The organism is Micromonospora sp. CA-263727 (assembly GCF_050942455.1).
Lineage (GTDB): Bacteria > Actinomycetota > Actinomycetes > Mycobacteriales > Micromonosporaceae > Micromonospora.
In genome coordinates this window covers 1,030,257-1,055,123 of record NZ_CP192031.1, presented here as the reverse complement: position 1 = coordinate 1,055,123, position 24,867 = coordinate 1,030,257, and the positions used below count along the sequence as shown (strand labels likewise).

21 protein-coding genes are annotated in these 24,867 nt (G+C 72.3%); 10 read left to right on the top strand and 11 right to left on the bottom strand.

The features are described 5' to 3' along the window. The first annotated feature begins 9 nt into the window (after nucleotides 1-9). Nucleotides 10-663 carry an O-methyltransferase gene (locus tag ACQPYA_RS04965; RefSeq protein WP_433531461.1) on the top strand — a complete coding sequence of 218 codons (654 nt, stop codon included), beginning with the start codon at nucleotides 10-12 and terminating at the stop codon, nucleotides 661-663. Between the two features lie 24 nt (nucleotides 664-687). On the opposite strand, the gene ACQPYA_RS04960 is transcribed toward ACQPYA_RS04965, so the two are convergent. The 3 genes from ACQPYA_RS04960 to ACQPYA_RS04950 all read right to left on the bottom strand — a co-directional run bounded on the left by ACQPYA_RS04960 (nucleotide 688) and on the right by ACQPYA_RS04950 (nucleotide 3,702). After that, nucleotides 688-1,899 carry an MFS transporter gene (locus ACQPYA_RS04960; RefSeq protein WP_433531460.1) on the bottom strand — a complete coding sequence of 404 codons (1,212 nt, stop codon included), beginning with the start codon at nucleotides 1,897-1,899 and terminating at the stop codon, nucleotides 688-690. 70 nt (nucleotides 1,900-1,969) lie between these two features. Next, complete coding sequence (locus ACQPYA_RS04955) at nucleotides 1,970-2,725, bottom strand: ABC transporter permease (RefSeq protein WP_433531459.1); 756 nt, start codon at nucleotides 2,723-2,725, stop codon at nucleotides 1,970-1,972. A 17-nt stretch (nucleotides 2,726-2,742) separates the two neighbouring features. Beyond that, on the bottom strand, nucleotides 2,743-3,702 hold the full coding sequence (locus ACQPYA_RS04950) for an ATP-binding cassette domain-containing protein (protein WP_433531458.1): 960 nt from the start codon (nucleotides 3,700-3,702) through the stop codon (nucleotides 2,743-2,745). Nucleotides 3,703-3,885: 183 nt separating this feature from the next. Between ACQPYA_RS04950 and ACQPYA_RS04945 the strand changes: the two genes are divergently transcribed. Beyond that, nucleotides 3,886-5,637 (top strand): acetyl/propionyl/methylcrotonyl-CoA carboxylase subunit alpha, encoded by a 1,752-nt coding sequence (locus ACQPYA_RS04945; protein WP_433531457.1) that lies wholly within the window; start codon nucleotides 3,886-3,888, stop codon nucleotides 5,635-5,637. 88 nt (nucleotides 5,638-5,725) lie between these two features. Here ACQPYA_RS04945 and ACQPYA_RS04940 read toward each other — a convergent pair whose 3' ends face one another. Next, nucleotides 5,726-6,640 carry a LysR family transcriptional regulator ArgP gene (locus ACQPYA_RS04940; RefSeq protein ID WP_433531456.1) on the bottom strand — a complete coding sequence of 305 codons (915 nt, stop codon included), beginning with the start codon at nucleotides 6,638-6,640 and terminating at the stop codon, nucleotides 5,726-5,728. A 51-nt stretch (nucleotides 6,641-6,691) separates the two neighbouring features. On the opposite strand from ACQPYA_RS04940, the gene ACQPYA_RS04935 reads away from it, so the two are divergent. The 5 genes from ACQPYA_RS04935 to ACQPYA_RS04915 all read left to right on the top strand — a co-directional run bounded on the left by ACQPYA_RS04935 (nucleotide 6,692) and on the right by ACQPYA_RS04915 (nucleotide 13,200). Next, nucleotides 6,692-7,288: a LysE/ArgO family amino acid transporter gene (locus ACQPYA_RS04935; RefSeq protein ID WP_433531455.1), complete on the top strand. Its 597-nt coding sequence runs from the start codon at nucleotides 6,692-6,694 to the stop codon at nucleotides 7,286-7,288. Between the two features lie 15 nt (nucleotides 7,289-7,303). Beyond that, complete coding sequence (locus ACQPYA_RS04930; RefSeq protein WP_433531454.1) at nucleotides 7,304-8,743, top strand: GuaB1 family IMP dehydrogenase-related protein; 1,440 nt, start codon at nucleotides 7,304-7,306, stop codon at nucleotides 8,741-8,743. Between the two features lie 80 nt (nucleotides 8,744-8,823). Continuing rightward, the gene (locus ACQPYA_RS04925) at nucleotides 8,824-9,291 is read left to right on the top strand and encodes a MarR family winged helix-turn-helix transcriptional regulator (RefSeq protein ID WP_433531453.1); all 468 of its coding nucleotides are present in this window, start codon (nucleotides 8,824-8,826) and stop codon (nucleotides 9,289-9,291) included. Next, nucleotides 9,285-11,018: an ABC transporter ATP-binding protein gene (locus tag ACQPYA_RS04920; RefSeq protein ID WP_433531452.1), complete on the top strand. Its 1,734-nt coding sequence runs from the start codon at nucleotides 9,285-9,287 to the stop codon at nucleotides 11,016-11,018. The genes ACQPYA_RS04925 and ACQPYA_RS04920 overlap by 7 nt, the downstream gene beginning before the upstream one ends. 247 nt (nucleotides 11,019-11,265) lie before the next feature. Beyond that, nucleotides 11,266-13,200 carry an ABC transporter ATP-binding protein gene (locus ACQPYA_RS04915; RefSeq protein WP_433533379.1) on the top strand — a complete coding sequence of 645 codons (1,935 nt, stop codon included), beginning with the start codon at nucleotides 11,266-11,268 and terminating at the stop codon, nucleotides 13,198-13,200. 144 nt (nucleotides 13,201-13,344) lie between these two features. On the opposite strand, the gene thrS is transcribed toward ACQPYA_RS04915, so the two are convergent. Beyond that, the gene (gene thrS / locus ACQPYA_RS04910; protein ID WP_433531451.1) at nucleotides 13,345-14,568 is read right to left on the bottom strand and encodes a threonine--tRNA ligase; all 1,224 of its coding nucleotides are present in this window, start codon (nucleotides 14,566-14,568) and stop codon (nucleotides 13,345-13,347) included. Between the two features lie 625 nt (nucleotides 14,569-15,193). On the opposite strand from thrS, the gene ACQPYA_RS04905 reads away from it, so the two are divergent. Further along, nucleotides 15,194-15,934, top strand: a complete 741-nt coding sequence (locus ACQPYA_RS04905; protein ID WP_433531450.1) for a DUF998 domain-containing protein — start codon at nucleotides 15,194-15,196, stop codon at nucleotides 15,932-15,934. Nucleotides 15,935-15,976: 42 nt separating this feature from the next. Here the strand turns inward: ACQPYA_RS04905 and ACQPYA_RS04900 are convergent, their stop codons facing one another. Next, the gene (locus ACQPYA_RS04900; RefSeq protein ID WP_433531449.1) at nucleotides 15,977-17,380 is read right to left on the bottom strand and encodes an NAD(P)H-quinone dehydrogenase; all 1,404 of its coding nucleotides are present in this window, start codon (nucleotides 17,378-17,380) and stop codon (nucleotides 15,977-15,979) included. Nucleotides 17,381-17,486: 106 nt separating this feature from the next. On the opposite strand from ACQPYA_RS04900, the gene ACQPYA_RS04895 reads away from it, so the two are divergent. Continuing rightward, nucleotides 17,487-17,942 carry a gamma-glutamylcyclotransferase gene (locus tag ACQPYA_RS04895; protein WP_433531448.1) on the top strand — a complete coding sequence of 152 codons (456 nt, stop codon included), beginning with the start codon at nucleotides 17,487-17,489 and terminating at the stop codon, nucleotides 17,940-17,942. A gap of 74 nt (nucleotides 17,943-18,016) precedes the next feature. Here ACQPYA_RS04895 and ACQPYA_RS04890 read toward each other — a convergent pair whose 3' ends face one another. Genes ACQPYA_RS04890 through ACQPYA_RS04880 form a run of 3 tightly spaced genes read right to left on the bottom strand, consistent with a single transcriptional unit; the run spans nucleotide 18,017 to nucleotide 20,400 of the window. Beyond that, nucleotides 18,017-18,796, bottom strand: a complete 780-nt coding sequence (locus ACQPYA_RS04890) for an SCO6745 family protein (protein WP_433531447.1) — start codon at nucleotides 18,794-18,796, stop codon at nucleotides 18,017-18,019. Between the two features lie 31 nt (nucleotides 18,797-18,827). Then, on the bottom strand, nucleotides 18,828-19,763 hold the full coding sequence (locus ACQPYA_RS04885; RefSeq protein WP_433531446.1) for a hypothetical protein: 936 nt from the start codon (nucleotides 19,761-19,763) through the stop codon (nucleotides 18,828-18,830). 4 nt (nucleotides 19,764-19,767) lie between these two features. Then, nucleotides 19,768-20,400 (bottom strand): MBL fold metallo-hydrolase, encoded by a 633-nt coding sequence (locus ACQPYA_RS04880; RefSeq protein WP_433531445.1) that lies wholly within the window; start codon nucleotides 20,398-20,400, stop codon nucleotides 19,768-19,770. Between the two features lie 118 nt (nucleotides 20,401-20,518). Here ACQPYA_RS04880 and ACQPYA_RS04875 point away from each other — a divergent pair, with 118 nt between their 5' ends. Beyond that, nucleotides 20,519-21,490, top strand: coding sequence for a DUF4349 domain-containing protein (locus ACQPYA_RS04875; protein ID WP_433531444.1), 972 nt, complete (start codon nucleotides 20,519-20,521; stop codon nucleotides 21,488-21,490). Here ACQPYA_RS04875 and ACQPYA_RS04870 read toward each other — a convergent pair. Further along, nucleotides 21,447-22,706 (bottom strand): amidohydrolase, encoded by a 1,260-nt coding sequence (locus ACQPYA_RS04870; protein WP_433531443.1) that lies wholly within the window; start codon nucleotides 22,704-22,706, stop codon nucleotides 21,447-21,449. The two genes, ACQPYA_RS04875 and ACQPYA_RS04870, sit on opposite strands and share 44 nt — an antisense overlap. 461 nt (nucleotides 22,707-23,167) lie before the next feature. Next, entirely contained in the window at nucleotides 23,168-24,751 is a 1,584-nt protein-coding gene (locus ACQPYA_RS04865) for an acyl-CoA mutase large subunit family protein (RefSeq protein WP_433531442.1), read from the bottom strand. Nucleotides 24,752-24,867 lie beyond the last annotated feature (116 nt).

Here is a 24,867-nt window from a genome sequence, read left to right as displayed (position 1 = left end):
CGTCCGAGCATGACGCTCAAGTCGATTCCGCTCACCGACGATTTGCACACCTACCTGGTCTCGCACGGTGCCCCGCCCGACGCGGTCGTCCGCGACCTCGCCGAGGAGACGCTGGCCGTCCTGCCCGAGCACGCCTCGATGCAGGTCGCCCCGGAGCAGGCCGCCTTCCTGTCGTTCCTCACCCGGCTGCTCGGCGCCCGGCACGCGGTCGAGGTGGGCACCTTCACCGGGCTCTCCTCGCTGGCGATCGCCCGCGGGCTGGCCGATGGCGGGCGGTTGACCTGCTTCGACATCTCCGAGGAGTACACGAGCATCGCGCGCCGCTACTGGGCACGGGCCGGTGTGGACGACCGGATCGAGCTGCGCATCGGCCCGGCCGGTGACCGGCTGCGGGAACTGCCGAACGAACGGTACCTGGACTTCGCCTTCATCGACGCCGACAAGACCGGCTACCCGGTGTACTGGGCCGAGGTGGTGCCCCGGATGCGGCCGGGTGGGGTGATCGCCGTCGACAACGTGCTGCGACACGGGCGGGTGATCGCGCCGCAGAGCGCCGACGACCGGGCGATCGTGGCGTTCAACGACGACGTGCTGGCCGACGTGCGGGTGGATGCGGTGATGCTGCCGATCGCCGACGGCCTGACCCTCGCGTACGTGCACTGACCCGCCGGGCCGACCGGCGGCCGGTCAGGCCGGCGCGGGGGCCGGCCGCTCGACCGGCGCCGGGGCCGGCAGGGCGCGGCCGAGCCGCACCGCGAGCAGCACCGCCGTCGCGATGAAGCCGGGCAGCAGCAGGAACGCCAGGTGCGGTCCGACGCCGTCGGCCACCCAGCCGAGCGCGACCGGCGCGATCCCGAAACCCACCCCCATCGAGTACGCGGACCAGCCCGCCGCCTGGTCCGCGGCGTCCCCGGCGACGGCGAGGGCGAGCGAGATGGCCAGCGGATAGTGCAACGCGTTGCCGAGGCCGAGCACCACCAGGCCGGCGACCGACAGCCAGCCCGCCGTGGCGACCCAGAACAGCGTGAAGCCGGCCAGCGACACGCCCAGCGCGGCAAGCAGCAGCGGCACCGGCCGGAAGCGCAGTGCGACGCGGCCCCCGGCGAGCCGGCCGACGAACATGCCACAGACGATCGCGGCCACCGCCGCCGAGGCCGCCCCGGGTGCCATCCCGGCGTGCGAGCGCAGCACGTCGGCGGTCCACAGTGACAGGCAGACCTCGATCGAACCGGTGACCCCCATCAGCACCCAGGCGATCCAGTACGCCCGGGGCAGCCGCCGGGTGGCCCGCGGTACCGCCACCGTCACCCGGGGAGCCGCGGCAGCGGTGGCGGCTTTCGGTCCGCGTACCCGGAAGGCCAGCGCGGCGAGGGCGACAAGCGCGATCAGGCCGACCACGACGGCCAACGCCGGCCGCCAGCCCCACCCGGCATTGACAGTGAGGCCGATCACCAGCGGGGCGAGGATCCCCATGCCGGCGCACGCGGCGTTGGCCTCGGCCAACGCCGCCGGTGCGGCCGACCCGTGCCGGGAGGTGAGCACCACGTTCACGCCGCTGACCACCAGCGTGCCGGCGGAGGAGATCAGCATGACGACGGCGATGGTGGCGGGCAGCGGGCGCAGCAGGGCGAGCCCGGCCACTCCGGCCGCCACGCCGGCCAGCCCGAGCCAGATCGTCGGTTTCCGGCCGAACCGGCGGGCCGCCGGTGCGAAGAGTGCGCCGCCGGCCAGCGCGCCGACCGCGAGGCCGGTGCTGTGCAGGCCGGCGACGGCGGCGGTGGTGCCCTGTTCGTCGCGGAGCAGTGGCACGACCGGCCCGAAGCCGTAGAGGAAGAAGCCCCAGACCCCGAGCTGGGCGTACGCGAGCCAGGTGATCCGGTCATGGCGGAGGCGGGGCACGCACCTCACGCTACAAGCGCGTGGTGCCCACCCCGCCCACGGTGAGAGCGAACTCTCGCCGGCTGCGCACTCAGCGGACGCTGCGGGCGAACTGGCGGGCTGCCCAGTAGACGCTGGCGGCGGCGAGCACCGCGATGATGGTCAGCCCCTGCCAGACCCGGTCGTTGCCGATGTCGCCGTTGAAGAGCGCCCGGGTGCCGTCGACCGCCCAGGAGAACGGGTTCCACCTGGCGACGCCCTGCAACCAGCCGGGCGCGAAGGCGAGCGGCAGCAGGATGCCGGAGAGCAGCAGCACCGGCTGGGCCACCGTGTTCATCAGCGGGGCCAGCGCGTCCTCGCTCTTCACCTTCAGCGCGACCCCGTAGGAGACCGCCGAGGTCATCAGCGCGATCAGGGCGAGCATGAGGTACGCCAGCAGCAGGTCACCGATGAAGACGCGCAGGTCGAACAGGAGCGCGAGCAGGGTGATGATGACCGCCTGGGCCATCAGCGACACCACGTCGCGCAGGGAGCGGCCGAGCAGCAGGGCGAGCCGGCTGATCGGGGTGACCCGGGAGCGTTCGATCACCCCGGCGCGCAGCTCGGCGATCAGGCCGAAACCCTGGAACAGGCCGCCGAAGATGGCGAGCAGCACCAGCAGGCCCGGCACGAAGATTTTGTACGCCTCGGCCTGGGTCGGCGCGTTCAGCGCGGGCTTGAGCAGCGGGGCGAACAGCAGCAGGTACATCACCGGCTGGAAGACGCCGACGAAGACCCACACGGGGTTGCGCAGCAGCAGGTGGAGCTGCCGCTGGAAGATCAGCCAGGTGTCGCGGGCGAGCTTCATGAGATCTCCTGGTCGGGTCAGGACTCGCGCAGCGAGCGGCCGGTCTTGGTGAGGAAGACGTCGTCGAGGCTCGGGCGGTGCAGCTCGATCGACTTCAGGTCGAGACCGGCGCCGTCGATCCGGCGCAGGATGCGCGGGATGGCGGTCGCGCCCTCGTCCACGAAGAGGCGCAGCCCGCCCTCCTCCAGGACCTCCAGCCGGTGCACGTACTCCTCGCCGCCGAGCACCTTCTCGACCTCACCGGTGGCGGCGAGGTCGAGGCCGACCTGCACCACGTCGCCGGAGATCTCCCGCTTGAGGTCGGCCGGCGTACCCTCGGCGACCACCTCGCCATGGTCCATGATCGCGATCCGGTCGCAGAGCGCGTCGGCCTCGTCGAGATAGTGCGTGGTGATGAAGACCGTCATCCCGTCGGTACGCAGCCGCCGGATCTCGTCCCACATGTGCGCCCGGCTCTGCGGGTCGAGCCCGGTGGTGGGCTCGTCCAGAAAAACGATCTTCGGCTCGTGGATGATGCCGAGCGCGATCTCGACCCGCCGCCGCTGGCCACCCGAGTACGTCTTGCACTTGCGGTCGGCGAACTCGGTGAGCTGGAACGCCTCCAGCGCGCGTACCGCCCGACGCTGGGCCTCGGCCTTGCCGATGCCGTACATCCGGGCCTGGAGCACCAGCTCCTCCCGGCCGGTCGACTCGTCCCAGGTGCTCCCGCCCTGGGCGACGTAACCGATCCGGCGGCGCACCTCGCCCGGATTCTTGAGCAGGTCGGCACCGGCGATGGTGGCCTGGCCGCCGTCCGGCTCGATCAGCGTCGCCAGCATCCGGAGGGTGGTGGTCTTGCCGGCGCCGTTCGGGCCGAGGAAACCGAAGATCTCCCCCGCCGTGACGTCGAGGTCGACGCCGCGTACCGCCTCGACGGTCTTCGTCTCCCGACCGGCCCGGCTGCGGAACGACTTCCGCAGCCCTCTGGTCTCGATCATCTGCACTCCCCGCTCGTGGCCGCTGTCGGCCATCATCGTCACCGGCACTCGACCACATCCGTACGACACCACGCCGCCCGCGACCTGGCCGGACAGTGCGCCATCCCACACTGAGCGATCGTTTGGGCCGCCAGCGTGAGCTATAAACTCCCGGTCAGTAACCCGCCGGGAGGAGTCACCAAGGTGCGCAAGGTACTCATCGCCAACCGGGGCGAGATCGCCGTCCGGGTCGTCCGCGCCTGCCAGGACGCCGGCCTGGGCAGCGTCGCGGTGTATGCGGACTCCGACCGGGAGGCCCTGCACGCCACGCTCGCCGACGAAGCGTACGCCCTCGGTGGCGACACCGCCGCCGACACGTACCTGCGCATCGACAAGCTGATCGACGTGGCCGCCCGCTCCGGCGCCGACGCGGTGCACCCCGGGTACGGCTTCCTCGCCGAGAACGCCGACTTCGCCCAGGCCGTCATCGCTGCCGGGCTGACCTGGATCGGCCCCAGCCCGCAGGCGATCCGCGACCTCGGTGACAAGGTCACCGCCCGGCACATCGCCCAGCGCGCCGGTGCTCCCCTGGTGCCCGGCACCCCCGACCCGGTGGGCAGCCCGGACGAGGTGATGGCCTTCGCCGTCGACCACGGCCTGCCGGTGGCGATCAAGGCAGCCTTCGGCGGTGGCGGGCGTGGCCTGAAGGTCGCCCGCACGATGGAGGAGATTCCGCAGCTGTTCGAGTCGGCCACCCGCGAGGCGGTCGCCGCGTTCGGCCGGGGCGAGTGCTTCGTCGAGCGCTACCTCGACCAGCCGCGCCATGTCGAGGCGCAGGTCCTGGCCGACCAGCACGGCAACGTGATCGTGGTGGGCACCCGGGACTGCTCGTTGCAGCGCCGCCACCAGAAGCTGGTCGAGGAGGCGCCGGCGCCGTTCCTCACCGCCGCGCAGCGGGCGCAGATCCACGACAGCGCCAAGGCCATCTGCCGGGAGGCCGGTTACCACGGCGCGGGCACGGTCGAGTACCTGGTCGGCCGCGACGGCACCATCTCCTTCCTGGAGGTCAACACCCGGCTCCAGGTGGAACACCCGGTCACCGAGGAGACCGCCGGCATCGACCTGGTACGCGAGCAGTTCCGGATCGCCGACGGCGAGAAGCTGCGGCACACCGGGGACCCGACCCCGCGCGGGCACTCCATCGAGTTCCGGATCAACGGCGAGGACCCGGGCCGCAACTTCCTGCCTGCCCCCGGCACGGTCACCGCGCTGCGGCTGCCGACCGGTCCCGGCGTACGGGTGGACACCGGGATCTCGGCCGGCGACGTGATCGGCGGCAACTTCGACTCGCTGCTGGCCAAGGTGATCATTACCGGGGAGACCCGGGCCGAGGCGCTGGAGCGGGCCCGGCGCGCGCTGGACGAGATGGTGGTCGAGGGGATGGCCACCGCGCTGCCGTTCCACCGTCTGGTGGTCCGCGACCCGGCGTTCACCGCCGAGCCCTTCGTCGTGCACACCCGCTGGATCGAGACCGAGTTCGACAACACCGTGCCGCCGTTCACCGCCGCCGCCGGCCCCGTCGCCGGCCCGGCCGAGCGGGAGACCGTCGTGGTCGAGGTGGGCGGCAAGCGGCTGGAGGTGACCCTCCCCGCCGGCCTCGGCGCCGGTACGGCCACCGCCACACCGGCCGCGAGGAAGCCGGCCCGTCGGGGCGGCGGGGCCACGGTCGGCGCGACGGCCAGCGGTGACGCGCTCGCCTCCCCGATGCAGGGCACCATCGTCAAGATCGCGGTCGCCGACGGGGACACCGTCGCCGAGGGCGACCTGGTCGTGGTGTTGGAGGCGATGAAGATGGAGCAGCCGCTGCACGCCCACAAGGCGGGCACGGTCAGCGGCCTGTCCGCCGAGGTCGGCGCGGTCATCACCGCCGGCGCCCCCATCTGCACCATCGCCTGAGATGTAAGGAGGGGCCCCCTATTAACGCCTCGTGTAGTAAAGGGACCCCCTCCTAACGGGTTCGTAGCGCTGGGGGCGCGCGTGGGTGTCAGCGGAGGGCCTGGGCGGCGACCGCGCAGACGGCGGCGGTGAGCGCGGCCAACACCTGCGAGTCGAGCCGCCAGTGCTGCCAGTACAGCGGGATGTCCACCGTCCGCCCCGGGGCGATGTCCACGCAGTGACCGCCGGCCAGGTCGCCCTCGGCGATCTGCTCCGGCACCAGCCCCCAGCCGAGGCCGAGCCGGATCGCCGCGCTGAACGCCGGCACCGACGGCACGTAGTGCACCGGCGGGTCCAGGGCCTGCCCGGTCACCGTACGCAGGAACCGGTGCTGCACGCGGTCCTTGCGGTCGAAGACCACCACCGGCGCGGCGGCGAGCGCCGGGCGGGTGAGCCCGTCGGCGAACCACCGTTCCACCACCGGCGGCGCGGCCAGCGCCCGGTAGCGCATCGCGCCGAGGCGCCGCACCCGGCAGCCCTGCACCGCCTCGCGCTGGGCGGTCACCGCGGCCGTCACCGCACCGGCGCGCAGCAGCTCGGCGCTGTGGTCCTGGTCGTCCTGTCGAAGGTCGAAGGAGAGTTCCGGCTGGTCCGGCAGCCGGGCCAGCGCCGCCGGGAACCAGGTGGCGAGCGAGTCGGCGTTGACCACGACGGCGACCCGGGTACGACCACGGTCGCCGCCGAGCGGCCCCCGCGCATCGGCCAGCGCCTCCCGTTCGAGCAACGCGAGCTGACCGGCGAGGCGGAGCAGCGGGCGACCCGCCCCGGTGGCGTCGCACGGCCGCTGCCGGCGGACGAGCACCTGCCCGACGGTCTCCTCCAGCGCCTTGATGCGCTGGCTGACCGCCGACGGGGTGATGTGCAGCAGGCGCGCCGCCGCCTCGAAGCTGCCTTCGGCGACGACCGCCGCGAGCGTACGGAGCTGGGTGGAGTCCAGGGCGCTCACGAAGCTGAGCTTAACCATCCCAAGAATCTTTAGCTGGACTGATGCGGGCCGCGTTCCTACCGTCGGCACATGCTCACCTCGGCCCTCGCCGGCTTCTCGCTCTCCCTCGCCCTGATCGTCGCCATCGGCGCGCAGAACGCCTTCGTGCTCCGCCAGGGCCTGCGCCGGGAACACCTGGTGCCGGTCGTGCTGACCTGCGCGGTGTCGGACGCCCTGCTGATCGGGGTCGGGATCGCCGGGGTGGGGTCGGTGGTGACCGGGCGGCCCGAGCTGCTCGCCGCGGTGCGCTGGGGTGGCGCGGCGTTCCTGCTCGGGTACGCGGCCCTCGCCGCCCGCCGCGCGCTGCGCCCCGGCACGCTCACGCCGGCCGAACGCCCGCCGGCCCAGCTCGGCGCGACGTTGCTGGCCTGCCTCGCCTTCACCTACCTCAACCCGCACGTCTACCTCGACACCGTGCTGCTGCTCGGCGGCATCGCCCAGCAACACCCGCACCGCTGGCTGTTCGGCCTCGGCGCGGCGGCGGCCAGCGTGCTCTGGTTCACCGCGCTCGGCGCGGGCGCCTACCGGCTCGCCCCGCTGCTCGCGCGTACCCGGGTCTGGCAGTTCCTCGACGGCGTGATCGCGGTGATGATGGTGGTGGTAGCGGTCGCGCTGCTGCTGGGCTGACGGAATGATGGCCGGGTGCGGTTCCTCAACGACGCGACTCCGGCGTACGACCTGACCTACAACGACGTCTTCATGGCCCCGGCCCGCTCCGAGGTGGGTTCGCGGCTCGACGTCGACCTCTCCACCGGCGACGGCACGGGCACCACCATCCCGCTGGTGGTGGCGAACATGACGGCGGTCGCCGGCCGGCGGATGGCCGAGACGGTGGCCCGGCGGGGCGGCATCGCGGTGATCCCCCAGGACATCCCGATCGAGGTGGTGGCCGAGGTCGTCGGTTGGGTCAAGCAGCGGCACCTGGTGCATGACACGCCGATCGCGCTCGGTCCGACCGACACCGTCGGCGACGCGATCCACCTGCTGCCGAAGCGGGCGCACGGCGCGGTGGTCGTGGTCGACGAGGCCGGCCGCCCGCTGGGCGTGGTGACCGAGGCCGACACCGTCGGGGTGGACCGCTTCGCCCAGTTGCAGCACGTGATGTCGACCGAGTTGCACACCGTGCCGGCGGACGCGGATCCGCGTACCGGCTTCGAGCGGCTCTCCGCCGGCCGGCGCCGGCTGGCGCCGGTGGTGGACGACGCGGGTCGGCTGGTCGGGGTGCTCACCCGGCCGGGCGCCCTACGGGCGACGCTCTACAAGCCGGCGGTGGACGACCGGGGCAGGCTGCGGATCGCGGCGGCGGTGGGGATCAACGGCGATGTGGCGGGCAAGGCGGCGGCGCTGCTGGCGGCCGGGGTGGACACCCTGGTCGTGGACACCGCGCACGGCCACCAGGCGCGGATGATCTCCGCCCTGCGGACCGTCCGCGGGGTCGACCGGGAGGTCCCGGTGGCGGCCGGCAACGTGGTGACCGCCGATGGCGTACGCGACCTGGTCGAGGCGGGTGCCGACATCGTCAAGGTCGGTGTCGGTCCGGGCGCGATGTGCACCACCCGGATGATGACCGGGGTGGGCCGGCCGCAGTTCTCGGCGGTGCTCGACTGCGCGGCGGCAGCCCGGGAACTGGGCCGCCACGTCTGGGCCGACGGCGGGGTGCGGCACCCGCGCGACGTGGCGCTGGCGCTCGCCGCGGGCGCGTCGAACGTGATGATCGGCTCATGGTTCGCCGGCACCTACGAGTCGCCCGGTGACCTCTACACCGACGCGGACGGCCGGCGGTACAAGGAGAGCTTCGGGATGGCCTCGGCGCGGGCGGTCAGCGCCCGGACCGCCGAGGACAGCCCGTACGACCGGGCCCGCAAGGCGATCTTCGAGGAGGGCATCTCGTCGGCCCGGATGTACCTGGATCCGACCCGGCCGGGGGTGGAGGACTTGATCGACGAGATCATTTCCGGGGTACGCAGCGCGTTCACCTACGCGGGCGCGCGCACCCTGGCCGAGTTCCATGATCGGGTGTTGGTCGGCGTGCAGAGCACCGCTGGTTACACCGAGGGGATGCCGCTGCCGACGAGTTGGTGAGCGACGTTGCGGCCGGTTCGTCACCGCTGCGACCGAATATTCGTTTGGCCCCTGACTGTCAGGGAGCTAATCTACGGGCCATGAGTCTGATCCAGTTGGGGGACGTGCCGCTCGGCCGGCTGCTGGTGGTCGCCGGGCACCTCACCAGCCAGCGGTGGAACCGCTACCTCGCCGACGAGCACGGCCTCACCCAGGCCGGGATGGTCACCCTGATGGCGCTCGCCCAGCACGGCGAGCTGCCGCATCGGGCGGTGGCCGAGCTGTGCTTCGTCCGCCCGGCCACCCTCACCGGCATCGTCGACACCCTCGAACGCGACGGCCTGGTGGAGCGGCACCGCGACGACAACGACCGGCGCAGCATCAAACTCGCGCTGACCCCGGCCGGCCGGGCCCGGGTCGACGCGCTCACCACCCTGATCCAGTCCCGACCTCCGCTCACCTCGGTCGACGCCGACCCGGCCAACGCGGCCGTCGTCCGGCGTTTCCTCCTGGAGGTCATCGGCAGCGGCGACGATCTCGGCCCGACGGCAGGAGGCCCGAAGTGTTGATCCGGCTGCTGCGCGACCATCTGCGGCCGTACCACCGGCCGCTGGCGGCCGTGGTGCTGCTCCAGTTCGTCGGCACGATGGCCTCGCTCTACCTGCCGAGCCTCAACGCCGACATCATCGACCTCGGCGTCGCCCGCGGCGACACCGACTACATCGTGCGTACCGGCGGGTGGATGCTCGCGGTGAGCGTGGTGCAGATCGTCTGCTCGATCGCGGCGGTCTACCTGGGCGCCCGGATCGCCATGGGCTTCGGCCGGGACGTGCGGGCCGCGGTCTTCGGGCACGTCAACCGCTTCTCGGCCCGGGAGGTCGCCCGCTTCGGCGCTCCCTCGCTGATCACCCGGAACACCAACGACGTGCAACAGGTGCAGATGCTCGTGCTGATGAGCTGCACCATGCTGGTCGCCGCCCCGATCATGAGTGTCGGCGGCGTGGTGATGGCGCTCCGGGAAGACGTCGGGCTCTCCTGGCTGATGCTGGTCTGCGTGCCGGTGCTGGGGATCGCGCTGGGCCTGATCATCCGGCGGATGGTGCCCGGCTTCCGGCTGATGCAGACCCGGATCGACACGGTCAACCGGGTGCTGCGGGAGCAGATCACCGGGATCCGGGTGGTCCGGGCGTTCGTCCGGGAGCCGTACGAGACCCGGCGTTTCGCGACCGCGAACACCGACCTGACCGCGACCGCCCTGCGTACCGGTCGACTGATGGCGTTGATCTTCCCCGTGGTGATGCTGGTGCTCAACGTCTCCAGCGTGGCGGTGCTCTGGTTCGGGGCGCAGCGGGTGGACGCCGGCGCCATCCAGGTCGGCGCGCTCACCGCCTTCCTGCAATACCTGATGCAGATCCTGATGGCCGTCATGATGGCCACCTTCATGTTGATGATGGCGCCGCGTGCGGCGGTCTGCGCCGAGCGGATCGTCGAGGTGCTCGACACCGAATCCTCGGTGCTGCCCGCCGCACACCCCGTCGCGGAGACACCAACCCATGCCGAGTTGGAGCTGCGCGGCGTGCGGTTCCAGTACCCGGGCGCCGCCGAGCCGGTGCTGCGGGACATCTCGTTCCGGGTGACACCGGGGACCACCACGGCGGTCATCGGCAGCACCGGCGCGGGCAAGACCACCCTGCTCTCCCTGGTTCCCCGGCTGGTCGACGTGACCGGCGGCGCGGTGCTGGTCGACGGGGTCGACGTCCGGGACCTCGCGCCGGACGAGTTGTGGCGCCGGATCGGGCTGGTGCCGCAGAAGCCGTACCTGTTCACCGGCACGGTGGCGAGCAACCTGCGCTACGGCAATCCGGACGCCACCGACGACGAACTCTGGACGGCGCTGGAGATCGCCCAGGCCCGGGACTTCGTCGAGGCCATGCCCGAAGGGCTGGACGCGCCGATCTCGCAGGGCGGCACGAACGTCTCCGGCGGTCAACGGCAGCGGCTGGCGATCGCCCGGGCCCTGGTCCGGCAGCCGGAGATCTACCTCTTCGACGACTCGTTCTCCGCGCTCGACCTCGGTACCGACGCCCGGCTACGGGCGGCGTTGCGGCCGGTCACCGCCGACGCCGCGGTGATCATCGTCGCCCAGCGGGTTTCCACGATCGTGGATGCCGACCAGATCATCGTGTTGGAGGACGGGGGCGTGGTCGGGATGGGCCGACACGAGGACCTGCTGGAGACCTGCCCGACGTACGCCGAGATCGTGGCGTCCCAGCAGACGACGGAGGTGCCGGCATGAGCGAGCGCAGCGAGCGAATCATCAGGCTCAGCGCGAATGTGTCTCATGGCGGCCCGGAGCGAAGCGGAGGGCCGGCATGAGCGAGCACCAGCAAGCGAATCATCAGCTCAGCCCGAATCTGCCTCATGGCGGCCCGGAGCAGAGCGAAGGGCCGGCCCAGCGCACGAACGGCGTACCCCAGCAGGTGGCCGGCGATGGGCGGACGCCGAAGCGGCTGCCTCCGGGTGGGCAGCGCGGTGGCCCGTGGATGAGTGCGGGACTGCCCGCGGAGCGCTCGATGAACTTCGGGCCGAGCGTCCGGCGTCTGCTGGGTCGGCTGCGTCCGCACCGCCTGCACCTGATCGCGGTCATCGCGCTGGCGGTGGTCAGCGTCGGGTTCAGCGTGATCGGGCCGAAGGTGCTCGGGCACGCCACCGACCTGATCTTCACCGGGGTGATCGGTCGACGACTCCCGGCGGGCGGCAGCGCCGAGCAGGCCGTCGACGCGGCCCGGGCGGCCGGCAACGACAACTTCGCCGACATGCTCGCCCGGATGGACGTGGTGCCCGGGGTGGGCATCGACTTCGCGGCGCTGGGTCGGGTGCTGCTGCTGGCGCTGGGCCTCTATCTGCTGGCCAGCCTGCTGATGTGGGGGCAGGGCTGGCTGCTCAACGGAATGGTCCAGCGGACCGTGCTCAAGCTCCGTGCCGACGTGGAGGAGAAGCTCAACCGGCTGCCGCTGCCCTACTTCGACCGGCAGCCCCGCGGCGAGCTGCTCAGCCGGGTCACCAACGACATCGACAACGTCTCGCAGAGCCTCCAGCAGACGTTGAGCCAGCTGCTCACCTCGCTGCTCACCGTGGTCGGCGTACTCGGCATGATGTTCTGGATCTCGCCGCTGCTCGCCCTGGTGGCGCTGGTCGCGGTGCCGCTGTCGGTGGTGGTGACCGCACAGATCGCCAAGCGGTCGCAGCGCCGGTTCATCGCACAGTGGACCCACACCGGCGAGCTGAACGGTCAGATCGAGGAGGCGTTCTCCGGCCACGAGCTGGTCAAGGTCTTCGGTCGGCAGCGCGAGGTGGAGGCGGCCTTCCAGGCCAAGAACGAGGAGCTGTTCAGGGCCAGCTTCGGCGCCCAGTTCATCTCCGGGATCATCATGCCGGCGATGTTCTTCATCGGGAACCTCAGCTATGTGGCGATCGCGGTGGTCGGCGGGCTGCGGGTGGCGTCGGGGACGATGAGCCTCGGCGACGTGCAGGCGTTCATCCAGTACTCCCGCCAGTTCACCCAGCCGCTCACCCAGGTCGCCTCGATGGCCAACCTGCTCCAGTCCGGCGTGGCCTCGGCGGAGCGGGTCTTCGCGGTGCTGGACGCCGAGGAACAGACCCCGGACCCGGCGGCACCGGCCCGGGTGACCGACCCGCACGGTCGGGTCGAGTTCGAGCAGGTCTCCTTCCGGTACGCCCTGGACAAGCCGCTGATCGAGGGGCTGTCGCTGGTGGCCGAGCCCGGCCACACCGTGGCCATCGTCGGGCCGACCGGTGCCGGCAAGACCACCCTGGTCAACCTGATCATGCGCTTCTACGAGCTGGATGCCGGCCGGATCACGCTCGACGGGGTGGATGTCGCCACCATGCGCCGCGACGACCTGCGCGGCCGGATCGGCATGGTGCTCCAGGACACCTGGCTCTTCGGGGGCACCATCCGCGACAACATCGCGTACGGGCGACCGGAGGCCACCGAGGCGGAGATCCTCGCCGCCGCCCGGGCCACCTTCGTGGACCGGTTCGTGCGCAGCCTGCCGGAGGGCTACGACACGGTGATCGACGAGGAGGGCAGCAACGTCAGCGCCGGCGAGCGGCAGCTCATCACCATCGCCCGGGCCTTCCTCGCCGAGCCATCGTTGCTGATCCTCGACGAGGCGACCAGTTCGGTGGACACCCGTACCGAGGTGCTGCTCCAGCGGGCGATGGCGGCGCTGCGGTCGGAGCGGACCAGCTTCGTCATCGCGCACCGGCTCTCCACCATCCGCGACGCCGACCTGATCCTGATGATGGAGCACGGCCGCATCGTCGAGCAGGGCACCCACGAGGAGTTGCTCGCGGCCCGCGGCGCCTACCACCGGCTCCACCAGTCCCAGTTCCAGCAGGCGGTGAGCGGCGACGACCCGGTGGCCGTACCGGCGGGATCGCCCACGGGGTGACGCTCCGGTGTCGCCCGCCGGGACGGTCCCGGCGGGCGACACCCGCCAGCCACGCGACCCGGGTCGAGCGGCGGCCCCGGGCGGCCGTCGACGGCGGCCGGGGACCCAACGGATCAGCGGCGGCTCGGGCGGCTCGGCCGAAGATCAGCGGCGGCTCGGCGGCCGGAGGTGGTGGCCGCGACCGGCCACCACCTCCGCGATCAGCGCGACCGCGGCGGGGACCGGCATCGGTTCGAGCCCGCGTCCGTCGCGCAGGCGCAGGGACACCGACCCGTCGGCCGCCTCCCGGGGGCCGACCACGCCGACGTACGGGGCCCGGCGGTGGGCCGCGTCCCGAATGCGGGCGCCCAGCGAGCCGCTGACCTGCACCTCGACCCGCAGTCCGGCCGCCTCGGCAAGACCGGCCAGCTCGGTGGCCGCGCCGGCCTGGTCGCCGCCGACCGGCAGCACCACCAGCTGCACGGGCGCGTACCAGGGCGGGAACGCGCCCTGGTGCACCTCGATCAGATAGGCGAACAGCCGCTCCATGCTGCCGACCAGGCTGCGGTGCACCATCACCGGCCGCCGCCGCGCCCCGTAGGGGTCGGTGTACGACAGGTCGAACCGCTCCGGCTTGTCGAAGTCGAGCTGGACGGTGGAGATGGTCGACTCCCGCCCGGCGGCGTCGACCACCTGGATATCGATCTTCGGCCCGTAGAAGGCGGCCTCGCCGGGTGCCTCGGTGTACGCCTCGCCGTCGAGCGCGGCGCGGAGCAACTCCTCGGCCCACGCCCAGTCGGCGTCGTCGCCGACGTACTCCCCCGGCCCGCGCCGCGACAGCCGTACGCCCGCCGGCCGCACCCCGAGCGCGTCGTGCGCCGCGCGGATCAACCGGAGGATCTCCGACACCTCCTGGCCGACCTGCTCCAGGGCACAGAAATTGTGCGCGTCGTTGAGGGTGATGGCGCGTACCCGGGACAGTCCGCCGAGCACCCCCGAGCGCTCCGCGCGGTACATCCCGCCGATCTCGGCCACCCGCAGCGGCAGGTCCCGATAGGACCGTCCGCGGGCCCGGTAGACCAGCGCGTGGTGCGGGCAGAGCGCCGGCCGGAGCATCAGCTCGTCATCGGACTCCCCGAGCCGCATGGCCGGGAACATCTCGGCGGCGAAGTAGCCCAGATGCCCGGAGGTCTCGAAGAGTTCACGCCGGCCCAGCGGCGGGGTGTGCACGTGCTGGTAGCCGGCCCGGCGCTCCAGGTCACGGAGGTACTCCTCGATGGCATGCCGGGCGGCGGCGCCAGCCGGCAGCCAGATCGGCAGCCCGGCGCCGGCGAGCGGATCGGTGGCGAACAGCTCCAGCTCCCGGCCGAGCCGGCGATGGTCGATCATGTCGCGCTCCTCTGCGGGTACGGCCCGCCGGCGACCGCCCAGCCGAGACGCGCGAGGCCCCGGGACGGATCCGCCCCGGGGCCTGAAGTCAACGAAGAAACGTCAGTGCGGCACGCCAGGGTCCCCCGGCGTCGTCGTCCCCACCACACTGCGCATGCCGCACACCCTACTCCGCCAGGTACCACACCACACCCGGATAACCCGGCCAGCGATCTTGCACTTCCCATCCGGACACAGAGCGCCAAAAGCCGCATGATGCCGACCGAAACTGCACGATCGGCGACGACGGGGTTGGCGGGAGGGGCCGGGCCGCTGGCACGGGACCTGCCAGCAGCCCGGCGGCGGCCCGGGCGTCGGGAACGGGGGACCCGACGCTCACCGGGCCGCGCGCCGACAACGGTACGCCGCCGGAGCACGATCCGGCGACTACGGCCCACCGACAACCCTCTTCGATGCCCTCAGGGTGAGGAGAGTGCCACTTGCCGCCACCCGGCACGGCTCGACCCCCGGTGTCACTGGTCGTCGCGGAGCCGGGATGATCGACGACCGGTAGGGGTGGTCCCGGGGTCCGATTTCGGTGCTCGTCCCGGATCCGCCTGGGGTGCGCCTGGAGCCACGCTGAGGCATGCCTGGAACCCGGAACAGCGGTGTACTGGCCCTCGGCGGGATCGCCCTCGCGGCGCTGCTCACCGTCATCGGTCACGTGGGCGTCGACGACCTCGACCCGGTGACCCTGACCGTCAGCGACTACGCCGTCTCCGACTCCGGCGGCATCATCCACCTCGCCATGCTCACGCTCGCCGTAGCGTCGGCCGCGATCATCCCGACGCTACGCCGTCTCGCTCCACCCGACACCGCCGAACACCCGGGCCCAAACCGGGCCGAGACGGAACGGGTGGGCGTGGATCGGGTGGGGGTGGCTCAACTGCTGCTGGCGGTCTGGGCCGGCGGGCTGCTGGTGTCCGGGCTGGTGCCCACCAACCCGCCCGGCACCGAGATGGACACCGCCGCCTACGTGCACCGGTACGCCTCGGTGGTCGCCTTCCTGGCCCTGCCGGCCGCCGGCTGGCTGCTCGCCGCCCGGTTACCCGCCGAGGCCCACACCACCGCCCGCTGGCTGCGCGCCCTGGCCCTGACCAGCCTGCTGCTCGCCACCGCCATGGCCTGGTCCGCCTACCCCGGCGACCGCGCCCTCTACGGCCTACTCGAACGCGCCCTGATCCTCACCGAGGTAACCCTCCTGGCCCTCCTCACCCTCCCGACCCCCGCTCCCCGCCCCAGCGCCTCCCCCAGCCCCGCGATCATGCAGTCGTGGCGCCCCGCAAAGGGCACCAAACGCCACCAATCGACCACCACAACTCCATGATCGGCGGGGCGGGGGGTGGGGGCGGGGGGAGAGAGCGGGGGGTTATTCGAGTTCGTGGAGCATCAGTTGGCGGGCGGCTTCGGTTACCGAGCCGGAGAGGCTGGGGTAGATGGTGATGGTCTGGGCCAGCTCGTTGACGGTGAGGTTGTTCTCCACGGCCATGGTGATGGGGAGGATCAGCTCGCTGGCCTTGGGGGCGACCACGACGCCGCCGATCACCTGGCCGCTGGCGGGGCGGCAGAAGAGCTTGACGAAGCCGTCCGCCACCTCGTCCATCTTGGCCCGGGCGTTGCCGGCCAGCGGCAGCATCACCTGCCGGGCCGGCACCTTGCCCGCGTCCACCTCGTCCTGTGAGACGCCGACGGTGGCCAGCTCCGGGTCGGTGAAGACGTTCGCCGCGACGGTACGCAGCCGCAGCGGCCGGACCGCCTCGCCGAGCGCGTGCCACATGGCGATCCGGCCCTGCATGGCGGCGACGCTGGCCAGCGGCAGCACACCGGTGCAGTCGCCGGCGGCGTAGATGCCGGGGACGTTGGTCCGGGAGACCCGGTCCACCGTGACGTACCCGCCCCGGGCCAGCTCGACGCCGTACTCCGCCAGGCCCAGCTCGGTGGTGTTGGGGATGGAGCCGACGGCGATCAACGCGTGTGAGCCGTACACCTGGCGACCGTCGGCGAGGGTGACCTCCACGCCGCGCTCGGTCCGGCGTACCCCCTCGGCGCGGGAATTGTTCAGGATGCTCATGCCCCGGGCGCGGAAGACCCGCTCGATCGCCTGTGCGGCGTCGGCGTCCTCGTGCGGCATCACCCGGTCCCGGCTGGAGACCAGGGTCACCTCGATGCCCATCGCGAGGTACGCGCTGGCGAACTCGGCACCGGTCACGCCGGAGCCGACCACGATCAGGTGCTCCGGCAGTTCGGGCAGGTCGTACACCTGCCGCCAGGTCAGGATGCGCTCGCCGTCGGGGACCGCGGTGGGCAGCTGGCGCGGGGTGGCCCCGGTGGCGATCAGCACCGTCGAGGCGTCGATCGAGTACGCCGCCTCGTCGTCGCCCGGCGTGACGATCACCCGGTGGGTGTGACCGAGCGTGTCCTCGCCCAGCCGGGCCCGGCCGGCCACGAAGGTGACCCCGGCCTTGAGCAGCTTGGCGTGGATGTCGGCGGACTGCGCCAGGGCGAGTCGCTTAACCCGGTCGTGGACCGCCTGGGCGTCGACGGTGACCGCCTCCAGGCCGTCGGAGTGCACCCCGAACACCTCGGTGTCGCGGTACCCGGTCACCACCTCCGAGCTGGCGATGAAGGTCTTGGAGGGTACGCAGTCGGAGAGTACGCAGGCCCCGCCGGCGCCGTCGGCCTCCACGACGGTGACGTCGGCGTCCAACTGGGCGGCGACCAGGGCCGCCTCGTAGCCGGCCGGCCCCCCGCCGATGATCACGATCCGGCTCACCAAGACCGCCCCTCGTCCATGCTCACAGTGACTTTCTTCTCCCCGAGGTGTCCGACACGCACCGTCGTATTCTCCCCCACGCGCCGGGCGGGCTATCGTCATCGCCGTGCGTCATTACGCCGCCTACGGCTCGAACCTGGACCCCGCCCGAATGCGCGCCTACTGCCCGCACTCGCCGATGGTGGGCGTGGGCTGGCTGGAGGGCTGGCGGCTCACCTTCGCCGGTGAGGACGTCATCGGCTGGGAGGGCGCGGTCAGCACGGTGGCCGAGTCGCCCGGTGAGCGGGTGTTCGTGGCGCTCTACGACATCCACCCGTACGACGCGGCGCAGCTGGACGAGATCGAGGGTGTCACCTCCGGCACGTACCGGAAGCTGACCGTGCGCATCTCGACGTTGGACGGCGAGGTGACGGCCTGGGTGTACGTCTTCGACGGCTACGAGGGCGGCTTGCCCACCTCGTGGTACCTCTCGGAGATCGCGAACGCCGCCGAGAAGGCGGGCGCGCCGGACGACTACGTCATCGAACTGCGGTCCCGCCCCACCGGCACCGCGTCGGCGTAGCGCGTATCCCACGCCCCCAGTCTGCTACCGGCCGCCATCGGCCCGGGTGCCGGCCCCGGACACCGGGCGGTACATCACGATCCGGACGGTTTTGTCGCCCGTGCCGGCAGCGCCCTCAGCCCCTGCGTGTACGTCCGCGCCGCGGCCAGCAGCTCCAGCAGCTCGGTGTCGTCGGCCGGGCCGAGTGTCGCGAACGCGGGCGCGACCAGCCGATCGGTCACCGCCTCGGCCCAGAGCCGACGCCGCACCAGCGACCCGACCGGCGGGTACGGCGGCGGCCAGCCGCAGGCCATCGCCCCGCTCTCCCCCTCCGGGCCGGCCAGCACCGCCTCCAGCGGTGTCATCCCACTGGCCCGCACCGCGAGCAGGTGGGCTCCGGTGAAGTGCTCCCGGAGCAGGCGCAGCCCGGCGGCGACCCGGGCGCCCGGGGTGCGGGCCGGCGAGGGCATCGCCCGCCACGCCGCGAAGAGCGGCATCCCGCTGGCGTCGGCCGCCGTCACGGCCCGTTCCAGCAGCGCGGCCAGCCGGTCGACCTGGGGCAGGGCGGTCAGCCGGTCATCGCCCCAACGGCAGCACTCGGCGAGGCTGGCGGCGGCCACCTCGGACGGCCGTACCACGCGGAGGGCGGCGTCCCAGCCGTCGGCCACCGCATCGGGGGCGATGAAGCCGAGCGTGGCGGCCGCCGTCTCGGCCCGCACGTCCCCGAGCGCACCGGCCCGCCCGGCAACGTAGAAGGCCCAGCCGGAGATGCCGAGCAGCCGGGCCCGGCGCAGCGTGGTGGGGCACCGGCTGTACGCCTCCCCGAGCGCGAGCACCGTCGGCTTGCTGGCCGTGGCGAGCTGCTCCGGCGTCATCCCTGTCCACCCGAAGGTCCACCCATGTGCGTCAGTCTGCCGGCCCGTCGCCCGCCTCGGCATCCCCCTCCTCGGCGTCCAGCGCCTCCACTGCGGCCTCGACCTCGCCGCTGCGACGCCGGGCGGCGGTGGCGGCCCGTTCGGCGGCCCGGCGGGCCAACCGGGACCGGCTGAGTTCCTGCTCGGCGACGGCCCGTCGGCGTTCCAACTCGGCCAGTTCCGTCTCGACGGCGTCCAGGGCGGCGACCCCGTCGCGTTCGGCCGCCACCGCGCCGGCCAGGTCCGCCTCGGCCCCTTCCTGGTCGGTACGCGCCCGCGCCAGCTCCTTCTCCAGCGCGCTGCGACGGCGGGCCCGCTCGGCCCGAGCGGCCCGCTGCGCCTGTTCGGCGCGGAATGCGCCCCGGTCCGGCCGGCGCTGCCGGGCCGGTGTGACGGGCGGCGTCTCCTCCCCACCGGTCACCAGGCGCAGCTGCGGCCGGGGCACCTCGCCGAACCCGGCGTACCGGGCGGGTCGCAGCAGCCGGCCGGAGCGCACCTGCTCGGCCACCCCGGCGTCGGCGAGGGCGGCGTTCAGGGTCGCCTCGACCTCGGCCAACGGCAGCTTCCCGGCCGACGGGGCCCCGTCGACACCGGCGGCGAGCCGGCGTACCTCGGTGACCAGCGCGCCGACCACAGCCCGCCGCTGCGCGGAAAGCTCCCGCAGGCGGGGGCCGCGTAGCTCGCGCTGGGCGTCCCGCAGCGCGTCGGCCAGCTGCACCAGGTCGGCCACCAGCTCCGGTCGTTCGATGGCGAGCAGGTTGACCAGCCAGGCGGCCACCGTGGGCCGGCGCAGCCGGGCTATCTCCCGGGCGGACCGCGGGTCGCCGGCCCGGCGCGCCTCGGCCGCGGCGGCGTCCCGGGCGGCGACGAACTGGTCCGGCGGCGTGCGGTAGAGCTCCTCGACGAGATCGGGTGGCGGGTCGGGCATCGGCTCAGCCGTCGATCCTGCTGCCCGGATCCAGCCGTCGGTATTCGCTGCCGGACAGGGCCGTGTACTGCCGGTCGAGCACCGCGTAGCCGCGGTCGTTGAGCAGGGCGTCGTGCAGCGCGAAGACCCGGCGCGGGGCCACCGCGCGGATGAAGTCGACCACCTCGGAGAACTTCGACCAGGGCGCGTGGATCGGTGCGAAGAGGGTGTCGACCTGCACGTCGTCCGGGACGACGAGGGAGTCTCCCGGGTGGTAGGCGATGTCGTTGATCAGATAGCCGAGGTTCTCCACCACCGGGATGTCGGGGTGGATCACCGCGTGCCGCCCGCCGTGGGCGCGTACCGGGACACCGGCGGCGGTGAACGATTCCCCGGGGTTGACCGGGCGCAGCACCTCGGCCGCGTCACCGAGCGGGCCGGCCAACGAGGCTGGGCCGTGGATGACGAAGGGACGCCGCGCCAGCTGCCGGTTGACCGCCTCGACGTCGAGGTGGTCGGGGTGCTCGTGGGTGATCAGCACCGCGTCGGCCCCGTCCAGCGCCACGGCCGGTTCGCTGAACACTCCGGGATCGACGACCAGCACTCCCCCATCGTGCTCGACCCGCAGGCACGAGTGGGCGTACTTGGTGAGCCGCATCGTGATGCCTCCCATATCGAATCGTGACGTCCTGAGCGCAGTCTGCCGGAACCCGTGGGGTGGTGCGTGGCGTCCGAGCTAACACCTCGATGCGGGCAAAGACGAAAGGGGAACGGGGATGGCTGTGAGAGGAATCCGCCGGCACCGCACGACGGCGCTGGCGGCGCTGCTCACGCTGCTGGTGTTGGCCGGTTGCAGCAGTAGTGGCAGCGACGACTCTGCGGCGACATCGGACAACGCGGCCGGCGGCGTCGCCGCGCCGGCCGAGGCGGGTGGCGACACGGGCAGGGTGCCGGAGCAGGCCGGCGCGGGTGCCGCGGACACCCGGGTCGACCAGCGGTCGATCATCTACACCGGATCGATCCAGGTGAAGGTGGACGATGTGGAGACCGCCGCGCGGGACGCCGTCGCCACGGCCACCCGGGCCGGTGGTTTCGTCGGCGGGGACCAGCGGCGCAGCGTCGACGCCGACGCGGTGGCGGAGTTGCAGCTGCGGGTGCCGGCGGACCGGTTCTACGCGGTCGTGGAGCAGCTGGCGGGCCTCGGCGTCCCGCAGCGCCGGCAGATCGACACCCAGGACGTGACCGAGGAGACCATCGACCTCGACGCGCGGATCACCAGCCAGCGGGCCCGGGTGGAGAGCGCGCGACGGCTGCTCGCCCAGGCCAGCTCGATCGGTGACCTGGTGACCGTGGAGAACGAGCTGGGCCGCCGGGAGGCCGACCTCGCCTCGTTGGAGGCGAAGAAGCGGCGGCTGGGCGACCTGACCGCGCTCTCCACGATCACCGTCACCCTGGTGGGGCCGGAGGCGAGCACCGCCGAGGAGGAGAACCAGCTCGGCTTCCTGGTCGGGCTCAAGGGCGGCTGGAAGGTCTTCCTGACCTCGATGACCGTGCTGCTCACCGTGCTCGGGGCGGTCCTGCCGTGGCTGCTGGCGTTCGGCGTACCGCTGGGGGCACTGTGGTGGCTGAGCCGTCGACGCCGCCGGAGCCGGCCGGTGGCACCGGCTCCGGTCGCGCCGGTCGGCGCGCCGCCACCGGCGGGCGTCAGCGCGCCGCCGCCAGTGCCTGGAGCGCGGTCTGCACCATGAGCCGTACGCCCGCCGGGATGGCCCGTTCGTCCACGTCGAACGACGCCCGGTGCAGGTCCACGTTCGGCCCGGAGCGGCCGACCCCGAGCCGGGCCAGCGCGCCGGGGACGTACTCCAGGTACCAGGAGAAGTCCTCGCCGCCCATGCTCTGCGGGGTCTCTGCGACGCCCTCCGGGCCGAGCGCGGTGGTGGTCGCCGCGGTCAGCACCTTGATGGCCGCCGCGTCGTTGCAGACCGGCGGACGTCCGCGCAGGTACTCCAGGTCGACCGTGGCCCCGGTCGGGGCGATGACGTCCCGGACCACCTGAGAAACGATCTTCGGGGCCAGCTCCCATGCCTCGCGGTCCATCACCCGCAGGGTGCCGGAGGCGGAGGCCTCGGAGGGGATGACGTTGTACCGGGTGCCGGCGGAGGCGTGGCCGAAGACCAGCAGCAGGCCGCTGTTCGCCGGCACCCGCCGGCTGACCAGGGCGGGCACCTCGGTGATGAGCCGGCCGAGGGCGTCGACCAGGTCGACGGTCAGGTGCGGGCGGGCGGTGTGGCCACCCGGCCCGGTGAGCCGGACGCTGACGTTGTCGGCGGCGGCAGTGATCGGCCCCACCCGCAGTCCGACCTTGCCAACCGGCAGGCTCGGGTCGCAGTGCACCGCGAAGATCTGCACCACGTCGTCGAGGCCGCCGGCCTCGATCACCTCCAGCGAGCCGCAGGGCAGGATCTCCTCGGCGGGCTGGAAGATCAGCCGGACCCGACCGGGCAGCTCGCCCAGGTCGGCGAGCTGCGCGAGCAGCATGCCGACGCCGAGCATGACCGTGGTGTGCACGTCGTGGCCGCAGGCGTGGCAGACGCCGTCCACGGTGGAGCGGTACGGCACGTCCTTCACGTCGGTCAGCGGCAGTGCGTCGATGTCGGCGCGCAGCGCGATCACCGGCCCGTCCGGGCGGCCGTCGATGTCGCAGATGACCCCGTTGCCCTTGGGCAGCAGGCGGGGGTTCAGCCCGGCCAGGGAGAGTTCCCGGGCGATCAGCGCGGCGGTCTCGAACTCGGTGCCGGAGAGCTCGGGGTGTGAGTGAATATGACGGCGGGTAGCGATCAGGCCCGGTACCCGGAGGGCGAGCAGGTGGTCCAGCTCGAAGGGCAGGGGTTGGGCACCGGACAGCGCCTCCGGCCAGGACGGCGCCAGCTGGTTGCCGGTCGGCATCGTCAACGCACTCGTCACGTCGAATTCTTCTCGATCACTAGAAATGGATGGATCATCCGGGACAGCAGACAGCGTAGACCCCCGACGGTAACGCTGCGCAACCTCGTTCCGGTGATGATCGGACCGCACAGCGTCACGTATGCCCTGCTGAGAGCGCCCGCAGGTGAGCGGGACAGCAGGTAGATCGCGGTCGAACGCCGTCATCCACTCCTCACCTCCTACAACGCGTAACCGTGCCAACTGGCCAGGAATCTCTTTGAAACCCTTCGCCGTCGTTCCGAATTGTCGCATTAGTCACGCCGATGAACTGACGGTACGACAATTACCCGACCACTCTTGGCAACGGAGACCCGTGGACATTCACACGTTCGGGCAGCCGGCGACCGCACAATCTGTGCGTCGAAGAGATCACCCGGGAGGGAGTACCCGGGACGGCCGCCCCGACACGCTCCGCGAGCGGAAGGCCGCTCCGAGCCGGTTCAGAACCGGTCGGTCGGGCGGTACAGCCCCCACACCTCGCGCAGCGCCCCGCACACCTCACCGACGGTGGCGCGCTCGCGCAGCGCCGCCTTCATCGGGTACAACACGTTACCGGTGCCCGACGCGGCCGTACGCAGCTCGGCCAGCGCCCGCTCGACGGCGATGCCATCGCGCTCGGCGCGCAGCTTGGCCAGCCGTTCGCCCTGCGCCGCCTCGATCGTCGGGTCGACCCGCAGCGGCTCGTACGGCTCCTCGGCGTCGATGGCGAACCGGTTGAGCCCGACCACCACCCGCTCACCCGAGTCGATCTCCTGCGCGATCCGGTACGCGGACTGCTCGATCTCCCGCTTCTGGAAACCCGCCTCGATGGCGTCCACCGCCGACCCGTGCTCGAAGACCCGGCCCATCAGCGCGTCCGCCGCCGCCTCGATCTCGGCGGTCATCGCCTCCACCACGTAGGAGCCGGCGAACGGGTCGACGGTGCCGGTGAGGTCCGTCTCATACGCCAGCACCTGCTGGGTACGCAGCGCCAGCCGGGCCGCCTTCTCGGTGGGCAGGGCGATCGCCTCGTCGAAGCTGTTGGTGTGCAGCGACTGGGTGCCGCCGAGCACCGCGCCGAGCCCCTGCACCGCCACCCGGACCAGGTTCACCTCGGGCTGCTGGGCGGTCAGCTGCACACCGGCGGTCTGGGTGTGGAAGCGCAGCATCAGCGACTTGGGGTTGCGCGCCCCGAACTCGTCGCGCATCAGCCGGGCCCAGATCCGCCGGGCCGCCCGGAACTTCGCCACCTCCTCCAGCAGGGTGGTCCGGGCGACGAAGAAGAACGACAGCCGAGGGGCGAAGTCGTCCACGGCCAGCCCGGCGGCGATCGCGGCCCGCACGTACTCGACGCCGTTGGCCAGCGTGAAGGCGATCTCCTGGACCGGGGAGGCGCCCGCCTCGGCCATGTGGTAGCCCGAGATGGAGATGGTGTTCCACTTGGGCACCTCGGTCCGGCAGTAGCCGAACGTGTCGGCGACCAGCCGCAGCGAGGGCTTCGGCGGGAAGATGTACGTCCCCCGGGCGATGTACTCCTTGAGGATGTCGTTCTGGATGGTGCCGTTGAGCGCCGCGCCCGGCACCCCGTTCTCCTCGGCCACCAGCTGGTAGAGCAGGAGCAGCACCGAGCCGGGTGCGTTGATCGTCATCGAGGTGGAGACCTTGTCCAGCGGGATGCCGTCGAAGAGCAGCCGCATGTCCTCGATCGAGTCAATGGCCACGCCGACCTTGCCCACCTCGCCGTGCGCGATCGGGTCGTCGGAGTCGTAGCCCATCTGGGTGGGCAGGTCGAAGGCGACCGAGAGACCCATCGTGCCGGCCCGCAACAACTGGTGGTAGCGCGCGTTGGACTCGGTGGCGGTGCCGAAGCCGGCGTACTGGCGCATGGTCCAGGGACGGGAGGTGTACATGGTCGGGTAGACCCCGCGGGTGTACGGGTACTCGCCCGGCGCGCCCAGCCGGGAATCCAGATCGCCCGGAAGGTCGGACGCCGTGTAGACGCCCTTGATCGGGAAACCGGACTCGCTCGACCGCCGCTCGCTCATCACCGGATGGTAGGACGATCGGGCCGCTGGCTGGGTGAGGGATACCGCACACCGCGCCAGCTGGCGACGACACCCCGCCGACCGGCGACGACACCGCGCCGACCAGCGACGACAAG